The sequence below is a fragment of the Bradyrhizobium sp. Ce-3 genome, from assembly GCF_022835695.1.
GTDB lineage: Bacteria > Pseudomonadota > Alphaproteobacteria > Rhizobiales > Xanthobacteraceae > Bradyrhizobium.
The window spans coordinates 844,964-859,795 of record NZ_BQUV01000001.1 but is presented as its reverse complement, the minus strand read 5'-3'; the positions used below and the strand labels follow the sequence as shown (position 1 = coordinate 859,795).

The following is a 14,832-nucleotide window of genomic DNA, read 5'->3' as shown; positions in this document are numbered from 1 at the left end:
CCTTTCGATGGAATATGCCCCCCTCCGTCGGAAGGTCTCAGGGCGGTGGAGTCCCCCAGCTTCACCGCCCACTTTTCTCAAACAATTCGGAATATTCGCGGTCGTCTTGCATGTGCAGGCCGGCCGCGTCATGCTGACAGAGGGCCCATTCCCGTGACCGCAACCGCTCCGCAAATGCGCATCCTGATCATCGAAGACGACCGCGAGTCAGCCGACTATCTGGTCAAGGCGTTCCGTGAAGTCGGCTATATCGCCGATCTCGCCTCCGACGGTGAGGAGGGCCTGTCGATGGCGGAGACCGGCGACTACGACGTGCTGGTGGTGGATCGCATGCTGCCGAAGCGGGACGGCCTGTCGCTGATCGGCATGCTGCGCGACAAGGGCAACCGGACGCCGGTGCTGATCCTCTCGGCGCTCGGCCAGGTCGACGACCGCATCAAGGGCCTGCGCGCCGGCGGCGACGACTATCTGCCGAAACCCTATTCGTTCGCCGAGCTGCTGGCGCGCGTCGAGGTGCTGTCGCGGCGCAACGTCGGGCCGGCCGAGGAGACCACCTACAAGGTCGGCGACCTCGAGCTTGATCGGCTGTCGCATCGCGTCGCCCGCGGCAAGGATGAGCTGACCTTGCAGCCGCGCGAGTTCCGCCTGCTCGAATATCTGATGAAGCATGCAGGCCAGGTGGTGACGCGCACCATGCTGCTGGAGAACGTCTGGGACTATCATTTCGATCCGCAGACCAACGTGATCGACGTCCACATCTCGCGGCTGCGCTCCAAGATCGACAAGGGTTTTGAGCGGCCGCTGCTGCATACCATCCGCGGCGCGGGGTATATGATCCGTGACGGCATTCGGTAAACTGATCCGGACCACGGCGTTTCGGCTGACGCTGGTCTATCTGTTCCTGTTCGCGCTGTTTGCCGCCTCGTTGCTGGCTTACTTCGCCTGGAACACGCGGCGGCTGATCACCGAGCAGATCACCACGACCGTCAACGTCGAGATCAACGAGATCACCGCGATCTATAACCGCCGCGGCCTGCACGGCCTGCTGACCACGATGGGCAATCGTGCGCTGCGGCCGGGCGCCAACCTCTATCTCCTGACGGCGCCGAACGGGCAGGCGCTGGCCGGCAATGTCGGCTCGCTGGCGCCTGGGGTGATGAGCGTCCAGGGCTGGAGCGAGACCGCCTATCGCCGGTTCGACGATCAGGACAAGACCGACCACCGCGCGCTGGTCCGGGTCACCGAGATGGACAACGGTTTCCGCCTGCTGGTCGGGCGCGACCTCGAGGAGCGGCGGCGGCTGTTCGGCATCGTCGCCAAGGCGGCGCAATGGTCGATCCTCGTCGTCGTCGTGCTCGGCATCGGCGGCGGCATCTTCGTCGCGCGCCGCGTGCTGCGCCGGATCGACGCCATGACCGGCACCACCAAGCGCATCATGGCCGGCGATCTGTCCGGCCGGCTGCCGGTCGGCCGCAGCGGCGACGAGCTCGACCGTCTCGCGGAAAATCTCAACGCCATGCTGGAGCGGATCGAGGCGCTGATGACGGGGCTGAAGGAGGTCTCCGACAACATCGCCCACGACCTCAAGACCCCGCTGACGCGGCTGCGCAACCGCGCCGAGGAGGCCTTGGCGCGCTCCGGCAGCGAGGCCGACTACCGCGCGGCGCTGGAGCGGACCATCGAAGAGTCCGACGGCTTGATCCGCACCTTCAACGCGCTGTTGATGATCGCGCGTGCCGAGTCGGGCCAGGCGCGCGGCAACATGGACGATTTCGACGGCGCCGACGTCGCCAATGGCATCCACGAACTGTACGAGCCGCTGGCCGAGGACGACGGCATGACGCTGCAGGTCAAGACCGCGCCGGCGCCTGTTCACGGCAACCGCGAATTGATCAGCCAGGCGGTCGCCAACCTGGTCGAGAATGCCATCAAATATGGCAAGCCCGATGCGGCCGTGGAGCCGCTGAGGGCCGATGCGCGCGAGATCCTGATCGAGGCGCGGCGCGAGGGCGATCAGGTGCTGCTCAGCGTCACCGACCATGGTCCTGGTATCCCCGAGGGCGACCGCAAGCACGCGGTGGAACGCTTCGTCCGGCTCGAGGCGAGCCGCACCTTACCCGGTTCCGGTCTCGGCCTCAGCCTGGCCTCGGCGGTCGCCACGCTCCATGGCGGCGAACTCAGGCTCGGCGACGCCCATCCGGGGTTGGTGGCGACCTTGGTGCTGCCGGCGCGGGCCGGCGGCAGTGACAGGCTTGCGGCTCAAACGCAGGATGTGCCACAGAAGGCGGCATGAATGCCGCCGCGCCGGGAAACGCGGATCGACACCATCTGGCCGCGCGGTTCGCGGACGGACCGCGTGTCGCCGCTTCCATATCCGCCGATCAGCGCCTGACCGACTGGTTCGCCGAGCTCGAGCCGGCGCAATCGGCGACGCTCAATGCGTTGCTGGAGCATCCATACGCACGGGACATCCTGCGCGGCATCGCCGAGTTCTCGCCCTATCTGTTCGAGCTCGCGCGCGCCGACACTGCGCGGCTGATCCGGATCCTGTCATGCGACCCGGAACAGCATCTGGCCGGCCTGATCGAGACGACCTCGCGCGACGTGCTGGCCGCCGGCAGCGAGGCCGACGTGATGGTTCTGCTTCGCCGCATGAAGGCGGAGGCCGCGCTGATGATCGCGCTGTGCGACATCGGCGGTGTCTGGCCGGTGATGCGGGTGACCGCGGCACTGACCGACATCGCCGTGACCTCGGTGCAATCAGCGCTGCGCTTTCTGTTGCGGCAGGAAATCGCGCGCGGCCGGATGACCGCCGCCGACCCCGAACATCCCGAGATCGGCTCAGGCCTGATCGTGCTGGCGATGGGCAAGATGGGCGCGGGCGAGCTGAACTATTCCAGCGACATCGACCTGATCGTGTTCTTCGATCGCACGGCGACCTCGCTCGCCGAGGACATCGAGCCGCAGCCGTTCTTCGTCCGCGTCACCCAGGCGATGGCGCGGATGCTGCAGCAGCGCTCGGGCGACGGCTATGTGTTCCGGGTCGATCTCCGGCTGCGGCCGGACCCGGCCTCGACCCAGGTCGCGATCTCCACCGACGCGGCCTTGCATTATTACGAGCGCGAGGGACGCACCTGGGAGCGCGCCGCGATGATCAAGGCGCGGCCCTGCGCCGGCGATCCCAGGGCCGGCGAGGCGCTGATCGGCGAGCTCGCGCCGTTCGTCTGGCGCAAGCATCTGGACTTCGCCGCGCTTGCCGACGTCCACGACATGAAGCGGCAGATGCAGACCTACCGCGGCCAGAGCGAGATCTCGGTCGAGGGCCACAACGTCAAGGTCGGCCGCGGCGGCATCCGCGAGATCGAGTTCTTCGCCCAGACCCAGCAGCTGATCGCCGGCGGCCGCCATCCGGAATTGCGGGTGCGGCCGACGCTGGAGGCGCTCAACGTGCTTGCCGACAGCAACTGGATCACCTTTGAGGCGCGCGACGAGCTGACCACGGCCTACGAATTCCTGCGCCGGGTCGAGCACCGGCTGCAGATGATCGCCGACGAGCAGACCCATTCGCTGCCCGAAGCGCCCGAGGACGTCGAGCGCTTCGCGCATTTCTTCGGCTATGAGAATCGCGAGGCCTTCGCCAGGGATCTGCTCGGCCAGCTCAAGATCGTGCAGAACCATTACGGCAAGCTGTTCGAGGGCGACGATCCGACCGGCAGCGCGAAGCAGCCGGACGTCGACTACGGCGCCGGGCCCGAGGACGGCCGCCTGATCGAGCATCTCGCCAGCCTCGGCTTCAAGAAGCCGGTGATGGTCGCCGGCACCGTGCAGCAGTGGATCGAAGGCGATTATCGCGCGCTGCGCGTCGAGGCGACGCGGGCGGCGTTCCTCGAATTCATTCCCGGCCTGATCGACGGCCTCGCCGATGCCGAGGAGCCTGACGATGCGGTGGCGGCGTTCGACCGTTTCCTCGGCGCGCTGCAGCGGGGCGGGCGGCTGATCTCGCTGCTCAGCCAGAACCGCGATTTCGTCGCGCTGGTGGCGCTGATCCTCGGCGCCGCGCCGCGGCTCGGCGACATGCTGGCGCGGCAGCCGCAGATCATGGACGGCCTGGTCGACCCGCGCTTTTTCGGCGCCATGCCGGACAAGAAGGAGCTGTCGGAGCGGCTCGCCACCACGCTGCAGGATGCGTCGTCCTATGAGGACTTCCTCGATCGTCTGCGGCTGTTCGGCCAGGAGAGCCTGTTCCTGATCGGCACGCGGATCCTGTCCGGCACGGTGTCGGCGCAGCACGCCAGCACGGCGTTTGCCGATGTTGCCGAGGGCATCGTGCACACCGTGCACGGCCTCGTCACCGACCAGTTCGCCGCGCAATATGGCCGCATCAAGGGGCAGGAGACTGCGATCGTCGCGATGGGCCGGCTCGGCAGCCGCGAGATGACGGCGTCCTCCGACCTCGATCTGATCACGCTCTACGACTTCGACAGCGAGGCGCCGGATTCCGACGGCGAGCGCTCGCTGCACGGCGCGCAGTATTTCGCCCGCTTCACCCAGCGCCTGATCAGCGCCTTCACGACCCGGACCAATTACGGCGTGCTCTACGAGGTTGACATGCGGCTGCGTCCGTCCGGCCGTGCCGGTCCGGTCGCCTCGCGGATCGATTCATTTGCCGACTATCAGGAGCGCGAAGCCTGGACCTGGGAGCACATGGCGCTGACGCGCGCCCGCGTGATCTCGTCGTCGCCGGAGTTCCGCGCGAAGATCGAGGCGATCATCCGCAGCGTGCTGACCCGGCCGCGCGATGCGGCGTCGACCGCGGCCGACGTCGCCGACATGCGGCGCGCGATCGCGCTGGAGAAGGGCGAGGACGACGTTTGGGACCTCAAGCTCGCCGCCGGCGGGCTCGTCGACATCGATTTCATCGCGCAATATCTCCAGCTCGCGCACGCGTCAGTGAAGCCGGAGATCCTCAGCGTCTCCACGCTGCAGGTGCTCGACAATGCCGCCAAGCTCGGCCTGCTCGGCCAGTCCGAGGCCGAGATCCTGCGCTCGGCGGCGCGGCTCTATCACGATCTGACGCAGATCCTGCGGCTCTGCGTCACCGGCAAGTTCAATCCGGAGACCGCGGGCGAAGATCTGCTGCGCGTGATGGCGCGGGCCGGCGATACGCCGGACTTCTCCGCCCTCGAAGCCCGCCTGCGTGAGATCCAGAGCGAAGTGCGGCGGGTGTTCAACGCGATCGTGGGGTAGGGGAGTTGCGATGTTGGATCCGTCATCCCCGCGCAACGGCTTTGCCGCTGTCGCTGGAGGAGCGCGCAGCGCGTCTCGAAGGATGCACGGCCACCATCCGGGCCGTCGACCCTTCGAGACGCGCTATGCGCTCCTCAGGGTGACGGTGAGGGAGCTGGCCGGTCTGGCCGATAGCGGAATTCAACTCACCACTGATACCGCACGACGCCCTTGCCGGCGTAGGAACTGGTGACGTTGGAAAACTCGCCGTCGAAAGTCGCCGCCGCCGACCAGCCGTTCATCCACTTCATCTCGATTGATGCGGTGGTCAGTGCCGAGTCGGACGCCTGCGCTGCGCCGTTGACGACGAAGCTCGCACCCGGCAGCGCCTGGAAGGTTGCGGCGATCGCGCGATCCGGATTGTAATCGTGCGCCCAGGCCAGGCGGCCGCGCAGCGTCAGAATGCCGTTCGGCACGACGAAGGATTTGTCGGTGCGGATGCCGAGTTCGCTGCGGGTGTCCGTGACATCCTTGGCGCCATAGGTCAGCGCGAAATTGCTGGAGCCTGCGAGCGCGCTTTCGGCATAGGCCGGCAGATCGAAGGTCGTGACCTGCGCGGCCGCATAGGGCGTGAACCCCATCCACGGCGTGGCAAAGCGATAGCCGCTTTCGAGCCGTCCCGAGAACGCATTGGCGTTGAACCTTGCCTGCAATTGGTCGACGCCGGCCACCGTCACCGTGCGATTGGTGGTGATGTCCTGCCAGCCGTAGGCCAATGCGGCCGAGATGTAGGCCGGCCCGATTGCATGCCGGATGAACGCGCCGGCCTGGAACAGATCGGAGCGGCCGGAGCCGCTGTTGTCGACGCTGAAATTGGTGCCGCCGCCGGCGAGCGCAAAGCCTGCGACCGTCGTGGGCGAGATCCAGTAATCGGCGCCAACCGCCGTGCCGTAGACGCTGCTGGTGGTGTTGTTGGAGCCGAGCGCCGCATTGCCGTCGGTATGCTGCGAGCCGCCGAAGCCGGCCGCCCACACATTCCAGCGCTGCTCGAAGGGCGCGGCCGGAGGCGCCTTGGTGAACATGGCGTAGGCGTCGCGCGCGGCGCCGGTCGCCTGTGTGGAGGCATAGCCCGTCGGTGCGCTGCCGCCCGCCATTCCGGCATCGCCGCGACCGGCGGTGAACGGGTCGGTCATCACGCCCATGAACTGGTTCATGGCATCGAAGGTGGTCTGCTGCGTAGCGGTCGCCAGCTCGCCCGAGGCTTGCGTCAATCCTGCCGGCGTCAACATGCCGAAGGCGATCGGGATGGAGCCGTTGGCGTTGAAGAAATTGACGACGGCGGCGGCGACGTTGCGCTGGTTGGTGTTGATGCCGTTGTTGGTCGGCCCCGAAGGCGTCAGGTTCAGCGCGAGATTGAGGTAGGCGTGGGTTGCGTCGTAGCTGAGCGTCGAGGTGAAGCCCGCCGGCAGATTGGTGTTGGCCAGCGTGTTGAACGTGCCGCTGACCCCGCCGGTCGCGTTCAGGATGGTGTACTGCTTGGAGACGTAGCTGCCGGACGAGAACAGCGCCAGCACCGAGGCGCCGCCGAGCGTCGCGGTGCCCGACACATTGGCGAATGATGCGGTCGTCGGGTTGAGCCCGACCAGATAGAATGCACCCGACGCGAGGGCGAGGCTGCCGTTCACCGTTGCCGATGTGCCCGGCGTGCCGTTGCCCGGCGCGAAAGTGCCGCCATTCGTGATGTTCAGCGGCCCGGTCGAACCGGTGCCGAGCAGCGTGCCGCCCGAGACCGTGGTGGTGCCGCCGATCGTGCCGGTATTGTTGAAAGTGCCGGCGGTGTTGGTGAGGCCGCCGCTCAACGTGCCGGCGTTGCTGCCGGTGCCGCTGTTGGTGACGAGCCCGGACACTGTCGCACCCGCGCTGTTGATGAACGCGCCCGACGTGATGATGGTGCCGGTCCAGATCGAATTATTGGTGATGGTCCCGGTATTGCTGGCGACGTTGGCTATATAGGTGCCATTGTTGGTGACGGTGCCGGCGTTGGTGAGATCGTCGGTGATCGTGCCGCTGTTGGTGATCGTGCCGCCCGCGTTGTTGGTGACCGATCCGAAGGTGGCCGAACCACCGGCATCGACCTTGAAGTTGGCCGAGTTCGTCAGCGATGCGCTGTGCGTGATCGAACCGCCGCTGCCGATCTCCAGCGTGCCGGCATTGATGGTGGTGGCGCCGGTGAAGCTGTTGACGCCATTCAGCGTCAAGGTGGCGGCGCCGTCCTTGATCAGTCCACCCGTCCCGGAAATCACACCGCCAAGTGTCACGGCTTGCCCGCCGAGCAAATCCAGCGAGGCGCTCCCATTCAGCACGATATTGTTGGCGAGGTTGGTCAGGGGCACGACGCCATCCAGCGTCGCATTGCCGTTGACGGTCAGCGCACCTGTGCCGAGCGCGGTACTGGAGCCGAGCAGCAGACCGCCTGCATTCAGCACAACACCGCCGCTGAAGGTGTTGTTGCCGCTCAAGGTCTGCGTGCCGGAGCCGTTCTTGATCAGGCCGCCGGGTCCGGAGATCGAGCCGTCGAAGACGTGATCGCCGATACCGCCGAGCGTCAATGTATTGGTGCCGAGCGCGACCGTGGTGCCTGCGATGCCGCTCAACGAACCGATGGTCTGGCTGCTGCCTGCGGAGATATCGAAGCCGGCGCCGACGCCGGCAAGGTTCACCGCGCTGCTTGCCGCGAGGCTGCCACCCTCGCCCAAGGCAACTTTGCCGGCGTTGATCGTGAGGCCGCCGGAGAAGGTGTCGGCGCCCGTCAGGGTCAAGGTGGCGGCTCCATCCTTGATCAATCCACCCGTTCCCGAAATCACGCCGCCCAGTGTGACGGCTTGCCCGCCGAGCAAGGTCAGCGACGCGTTCAGGTTGATATTGTTAGCGAGGGTCACGGCGGCGGTGCCGTCCAACGTCGCATTGCCGTTCACGCTCAGCGCGCCTGTGCCGAGCGCAGTGTTGTTGCCGAGCAGCAGGCCGCCTGCATTGAGCGCAACACCGCCGGAGAAGTTGTTGGCGCCATTCAAGGTCAAGGTAGCGGCGCCATCCTTGACCAATCCTCCCGTCCCCGAGATCACACCGCCCAATGTAACGGCTTGTCCGCCGAGCAAGGTCAGCGCAGCGCCCAGGTTGATGTTGTTGCCGAGGCTCACTGACGTGGTGCCATCCAGCGACGTATTGCCGTTCACGTGCAGCACGCCCGTGCCGAGCGCAGTGTTGTTGCCGACCAGCAGGCCGCCGGCATTCAGGGCAACACCGCCGCCGAAACTGCTGGCGCCGCCCAGGGTCTGGATTCCCGAGCCGTTCTTGACCAGACCGCCGGTCCCGCTGATCGAGCCGGCGAAACTGGAATTGCTGTTGCCGCCCAGCGTCAACGTATTGGCGCCAAGGTTCACCGTGCTGCCTGCCACGCCGCTCAGCGAACCGATGGTCTGATTACTCCCTGCGGAGATATCGAAGCCGGCGCCGCTGCCGGCGAGGTTCACCGCGTTGCCTGCCCCGATCGCGCCGCCCGCGCCCAAGGCGAACGTGCCGGCGTTGATCGTGACGCCGCCGGTGAAGGCGTTGGCGCCGGTCAGGGTCTGCGTGCCGGTACCGTTCTTGACTAGGCCGCCGGTTCCGCTGATCGTGCCGCCGAAAATCGTGTTGCCGGCGCCGCCCAAGGTCAGCGTATTGGCGCCAAGCTGCACCGAGGTGCCTGCTCCGCCGGCCAACGTGCCGATGCGCTGATTGCCCGACGCGGCGGAGATATCCAGATCTGCGCCGGGGCCGGTGAGGTTCACCGCGCCGGTCGCCGCGAGGCTGCCGCCCGCGCCCAGGGCAACGGTGCCGGCGTTGATCGTGAGGCCGCCCGTGAAGGTGTTGGCGCCAGTCAGGATCTGCGTGCCGGCACCGTTCTTGACCAGGCCGCCGGTTCCGCCGATCGTGCCGCCGAAAGTCGTAATGGTGGCGCCGCCCAGCGTCAGCGTATTGGCGCCAAGCGCAACACTGCTGCCTGCCACGCCGCTCAACGAACCGATGGTCTGATTGCCTCCTGTGGAGATATCGAATCCGGCGCCCGCGGCGGTGAGGGCCACCGCGCCGGTCGCCGCGAGGCTGCCGCCCGCGCCCAAGGCAACGATGCCGGCGCTGACAGTGAGGCCGCCGGTGAAGCTGTTGACACCCGTCAGCGTCAGCGTGCCGGTGCCGCTGTTGATGACGCTGCCATTGCCGGTGATGGCATTGCTCAGCGTCTGGGCCGTCGTTTGATTGAAATTGATACTGCCGCCGCCATTGTTGCCGATATTGCCGCTGAGCGTGCCGCCGTTGAGCGTCAGCGTGTTGGAGCCACCCGAGAAGGTAATCGCGTTGGCCTGCGCGCCGCCGGGCGCAGAGCCGCCCGTCACCGTGGTATTGGCGTTCAGGACGATGCTGACCCCGGTTCCGAGCGCCTCGATGCCCGCGCCACCCTTGCCGTTCGCGCCGAAGGTGCCAGGGGAGCCGCCGCCGTTCCCGCCCGTCCCGCCGGTCACACTGGTCGCGTTCGGACCGCCGCCGAGGATGATGGACGTGCCGTTGCCTTGAATCGATATGCCGGCGGCGCCATCGCCGCCATTGCCGCCGGCGCCACTACCAGCGCCACCAGAGGCGCCCGCGCCGCCCGTACCGCCATTGCCGCCTTGAATGGTATTGGCGCCGGTCTGGCCCGTGATGGTGACGTTTATGGCGCCGCTTTGGAGGACGACGCCGGAGCCGCCGGCACCACCGCCACCGCCGCCGCCACCATCAGGAGCACCATCACCGCCCCCACCGCCGAAGCCGCCGGTGGCGTTCAATCCGCTTTGGCTCCCGTTGGCCGGTATCACCTGGCCGATCGAACCGCCGCCACCGCCGCCGCCACCGCTGAAGGGGCCTGTCGCGCTGCCACCGTTGCCGCCGTTGGCGGCGCCGGCGGCGCCGCCGCCACCGCCAGAGCTATCGCCGCCGCCGGCACCGCCCGCAGCCCCCGCACCACCGCCGCCACCGCCGGCACCGCTATTCCCGGGGTTGGTCCCCTGGGTGCCGTTGCCGCCCGGCGTTCCAAAGACACCGCCGGTTCCGCCGGCCTCGCCGGTGCTGCTGACCCCGCCTGTTCCACCCGCCGATTGCGCCAAAGCGGGGACCGAACCGGCCAGCAGCGCCAGCATCGAAGCCGACGCCAGGAGCAGGCGAAGCCTGCCGCTACCGGTGTGCCCCGGTGTGGCTGAAGCAGGTGAACCTCGGTGATGGAGCGCACGATCGCGCGCGCGAAGCGATGATGATGTGAAGCCGACCGTGCGAACGACACGCATTCCGAGTCCCCAAATTTCCGGCGCAAAAATCTGGTGAACTCGAAATATTGCAGTTCATTTCAAATACGGGCATGTCGGCGGCGTCGATTCCGCCGATCGCCGACAGAATGAGTCCGGCTGCTAAAGCAGCGAGCCGACTATTTCCCAAAGCTCCCCGGAATGGAATTGATCCAGGTTTTTACAATCGTGAATAATCCAGGACGTGGCCAATAGATCACACGTTGCCGATGGCCACATCGGTCCGGCGCGTCAAACTATTGTCACGTCGGCGCGTGCCGAATTTGCGTCGCTTGAGGACGTGCCTCGCTCGCTAAGCCTGCTGCTTCAGCTTCTGCAGGGCGTCGAGCACGTCAGCATCGAGGCCGGCGCCGCCGGCGTCGAGATGGGCGAAGATCTGCTTGCGCATCCGCGGATCCCAGAACTTCCAGATGTGCTCCGAAATGCCCTGCACGGCGCGGTCGTGGCCCTGGCTGTGGAAGAATTTTCCGATCTGGTTCGCCATATAGACCAGTTTGTCAGGCGACGACGACATAAGCGGACTCCTTGCCGGGCACCGCGCCTGTGACGCGTTCCGGATGCGTAAAGATTTCAAATCCATCGGCGCGCGCGATCGCGGCGAGCGTAATGCCGGCGGCATCCGCCATCCGCACCGCAAGCGCGGTCGGCGCCGACACCGCAGCAATCAGCGGCGCGCCGATCGCGGCGGTCTTCTGCACCATCTCGACCGAGACGCGGCTGGTCAGCAGCACCATGCCTTCGCTCGCGACCACCCTGTCGCGGGCGAGCGCGCCGGCGAGCTTGTCCAGCGCGTTGTGACGGCCGACGTCCTCGCGCAGCGCGACGATGCCGCGCGTGGCGGTCCAGAACGCTGCGGCGTGCACGGCGCGGGTCTGGTGGTTGATTTCCTGCAGCGGCGCCACCGCCGCCACCGCGGCCATGATCTCGCGCGGGGGGAACACGCGGCCCGCGTGCACCACCGCTGCCGGCCGCACCGCCTCGCTGATCGAATCGAGCCCGCACAGGCCGCAGCCGGTCGGGCCGGCGATGTTGCGCCGCCGTTCGGCGATCCGCTCCGCCCTGTCGGGCTTGAGCCACATCCGCAGCTCGATGCCGTCATCGAGCTCGACGATGTCCAGCGTCTCGATCTCGTCGGCCGATTGCACGATGCCTTCGCTCAGGCTGAAGCCGACCGCGAAGTCGCCGAGATCCTCGGGCGAGCCCATCATCACGGCGTAGGTGCCGCCATTATAGGTCAGCGCCAGCGGCGTCTCCTCCGGGATCAGGCGCGCGCCGTCGCTGAAGACGCCATCGCGCCAGACCTTCCGGATAGCCTTATGGACCGGCTCGCGCATCGTTACTCCGCGGCTTCCACCACCGGCGCGATGCGGCGCGAATGGCGGGCCTGTTCGTCATAGGCCTTCTGCCAGTCGGACGGACCGTTCGACGGCGAGATCTGTACGGCCGTCACCTTATACTCCGGACAGTTGGTCGCCCAGTCCGAGAAATCGGTGGTGATGACGTTGGCCTGGGTGTCCGGGTGGTGGAACGTGGTGTAGACCACGCCCGGCGCCACGCGGTCGGTGATCTCGGCGCGCAGCGTCGTCTCGCCGGCGCGGCTCTTGAGCCGCACCCAGTCGCCGTCGCGTACGCCGCGCAGCTCGGCGTCGTGCGGATGGATCTCGAGCCGGTCCTCGGCGTGCCAGACCACGTTCTCGGTGCGGCGGGTCTGCGCACCGACATTGTACTGGCTGAGGATGCGGCCGGTGGTGAGCAGCAGCGGGTAGCGCGGACCGGTGCGCTCGTCGGTCGCGACATATTCGGTGATGATGAACTTGCCCTTGCCGCGCACGAAGCCGCCGATATGCATGATCGGGGTGCCCTCGGGCGCCTTCTCGTTGCAGGGCCACTGCACCGAGCCGAGCTCTTCCAGCCTGGCGTAGGAGACGCCGGTGAAGGTCGGCGTCAGCGCTGCGATTTCGTCCATGATCTCGGACGGATGGCTGTAGTTCATCTCGAAGCCCATCGCCTTGGCGAGCAGGATCGTCACTTCCCAGTCGGCATAGCCGTTGCGCGGCGTCATCACCTTGCGGACGCGCTGGATGCGGCGCTCGGCATTGGTGAAGGTGCCGTCCTTTTCCAGGAAGGTCGAGCCGGGCAGGAAGACGTGGGCGTAGTTTGCGGTCTCGTTCAGGAAGAGATCGTGGACGATCACGCATTCCATCGCCGACAGCGCCGCCACCACATGCTTGGTGTTCGGATCGGATTGCAGGATGTCCTCACCCTGCACGTAGAGCCCCATGAAGGTGCCTTCGATCGCGGCATCGAACATGTTGGGGATGCGCAGGCCCGGTTCCTTGTTGAGCTTGACGTTCCACATCGCCTCGAACTGCTCGCGCACGGCGTCGCCCGAGATATGGCGATAGCCGGGCAGCTCGTGCGGGAACGAGCCCATGTCGCAGGAGCCCTGCACGTTGTTCTGGCCGCGCAGCGGGTTCACGCCGACGCCGGGCCGGCCGATATTGCCGGTGACCATCGCGAGATTGGCGATCGCGATCACCGTGGTCGAGCCCTGGCTGTGCTCGGTGACGCCGAGCCCGTAATAGATCGCGCCGTTGCCGCCGGTTGCGTAGATCCGCGCCGCCTCGCGCAGATCCTTCGGATCGACGCCGGTCATGATCGCGGTCGCTTCGGGGCTGTATTGCTCCTGGGCGACGAAGGCCGCCCATTCCTCGAACTCGCTCCAGTCGCAGCGCTCGCGCACGAAGCTCTCGTTGACGAGCCCTTCGGTGACGATGACATGCGCCAGCGCCGTGACCACCGCGACGTTGGTGCCGGGCATCAGCGGCAGATGCAGCGCCTTGACGTGCGGCGATTCCACCATCTCGGTGCGGCGCGGATCGAGCACGATCAGCCTGGCGCCCTGGCGCAGCCGCTTCTTCAGCCGCGAGGCGAACACCGGGTGAGCGGAGGCCGGGTTGGCGCCGATGATCATCACGACGTCGGTGTCTTCCACCGAGTCGAAATCCTGCGTGCCGGCCGAGGTGCCGAAGGTCTGCGACAGGCCGTAGCCGGTCGGCGAATGGCAGACGCGCGCGCAGGTATCGACGTTGTTGTTGCCGAAGCCGCCGCGGATCAGCTTCTGCACCAGATAGGTCTCTTCGTTGGTGCAGCGTGACGAGGTGATGCCGCCGACCGCGTCGCGGCCGTATTTCTGCTGGATGCCCTTGAACTTCGCGGCGGCGAAGTTGAACGCCTCGTCCCACGACACTTCCTGCCAGGGATCCTCGATCCGTTCACGGATCATCGGCTTCAGGATACGCTCCTTGTGGGTGGTGTAGCCCCAGGCGAAGCGGCCCTTGACGCAGGAATGGCCGCGATTGGCCTTGCCGTCCTTCCACGGCACCATGCGAACCACTTCCTCGCCGCGCATCTCGGCCTTGAAGGCGCAGCCGACGCCGCAATAGGCGCAGGTGGTGACCACCGAGTGTTCGGGCTGGCCGATCTCGATCACCGACTTCTCGGTCAGCGTCGCGGTCGGGCAGGCCTGCACGCAGGCGCCGCAGGACACGCATTCGGAGCCGAGGAAGCTCTCGTTCATGCCGGGCGAGACGCGGCTGTCGAAGCCGCGGCCGGAGATGGTCAGCGCGAAAGTGCCTTGCACTTCCTCGCAGGCGCGGACGCAGCGCGAGCAGACGATGCACTTCGAGGGATCGTAGGTGAAGTACGGATTGGATTCGTCCTTCGGCATCCAGTTATCGTTTTCGCAGCCGTGCGCCGTATTGTTAGGAGTCTTGGCGAAGACGTGGTTCTCGCCCTCATAGCCGTAGCGCACGTCGCGCAGGCCGACCGCGCCCGCCATGTCCTGCAATTCGCAGTCGCCGTTTGCCGCACAGGTCAGGCAGTCCAGCGGATGATCGGAGATGTAGAGCTCCATCACGCCCTTGCGCAGCTTCTTCAGCCGCTCGCTCTGGGTGTGCACGACGAGGCCGGGCATGACAGGCGTGGTGCAGGAGGCGGGCGTGCCGGCGCGGCCATCGATCTCGACGAGGCAGAGCCGGCAGGAGCCGAAGGCGTCCACCATGTCGGTCGCGCACAGTTTCGGGATCTGGGTGCCGGCCTCCATCGCCGCGCGCATGATCGAGGTGCCCTCGGGCACTGTGATCTGATTGCCGTCGATGGTCAGCGTGACCATCGTCTCGGACTTGGACTTGGGCGTGCCGAAATCGGTTTCCTGGATCAGCGACATCGTGAT

General features: G+C 66.8%; 7 protein-coding genes. 3 read left to right on the top strand and 4 right to left on the bottom strand.

Annotated elements, in window-relative coordinates:
* Positions 1-174: 174 nt before the first annotated feature.
* Genes BRSPCE3_RS03975 through BRSPCE3_RS03965 form a run of 3 tightly spaced genes read left to right on the top strand, consistent with a single transcriptional unit; the run spans position 175 to position 5,247 of the window.
* The gene (locus tag BRSPCE3_RS03975) at positions 175-855 is read left to right on the top strand and encodes a response regulator transcription factor (RefSeq protein WP_244064951.1); all 681 of its coding nucleotides are present in this window, start codon (positions 175-177) and stop codon (positions 853-855) included.
* On the top strand, positions 839-2,293 hold the full coding sequence (locus tag BRSPCE3_RS03970) for a HAMP domain-containing sensor histidine kinase (RefSeq protein ID WP_244064354.1): 1,455 nt from the start codon (positions 839-841) through the stop codon (positions 2,291-2,293). The genes BRSPCE3_RS03975 and BRSPCE3_RS03970 overlap by 17 nt, the downstream gene beginning before the upstream one ends.
* Complete coding sequence (locus BRSPCE3_RS03965) at positions 2,290-5,247, top strand: bifunctional [glutamine synthetase] adenylyltransferase/[glutamine synthetase]-adenylyl-L-tyrosine phosphorylase (protein WP_244064353.1); 2,958 nt, start codon at positions 2,290-2,292, stop codon at positions 5,245-5,247. Before BRSPCE3_RS03970 ends, BRSPCE3_RS03965 begins: the two co-directional genes overlap by 4 nt.
* Before the next feature lie 185 nt (positions 5,248-5,432).
* Here the strand turns inward: BRSPCE3_RS03965 and BRSPCE3_RS03960 are convergent, their stop codons facing one another.
* The 4 genes from BRSPCE3_RS03960 to fdhF all read right to left on the bottom strand — a co-directional run bounded on the left by BRSPCE3_RS03960 (position 5,433) and on the right by fdhF (position 14,826).
* Positions 5,433-10,436: an autotransporter domain-containing protein gene (locus BRSPCE3_RS03960; RefSeq protein WP_244064352.1), complete on the bottom strand. Its 5,004-nt coding sequence runs from the start codon at positions 10,434-10,436 to the stop codon at positions 5,433-5,435.
* Between the two features lie 454 nt (positions 10,437-10,890).
* A complete protein-coding gene (locus BRSPCE3_RS03955) occupies positions 10,891-11,112 on the bottom strand; it encodes a formate dehydrogenase subunit delta (protein WP_244064351.1) in 222 nt (73 codons plus the stop codon).
* Complete coding sequence (gene fdhD / locus BRSPCE3_RS03950; RefSeq protein ID WP_244064350.1) at positions 11,096-11,932, bottom strand: formate dehydrogenase accessory sulfurtransferase FdhD; 837 nt, start codon at positions 11,930-11,932, stop codon at positions 11,096-11,098. The genes BRSPCE3_RS03955 and fdhD overlap by 17 nt, the downstream gene beginning before the upstream one ends.
* 2 nt (positions 11,933-11,934) lie before the next feature.
* A complete protein-coding gene (gene fdhF, locus BRSPCE3_RS03945; RefSeq protein WP_244064349.1) occupies positions 11,935-14,826 on the bottom strand; it encodes a formate dehydrogenase subunit alpha in 2,892 nt (963 codons plus the stop codon).
* Positions 14,827-14,832 lie beyond the last annotated feature (6 nt).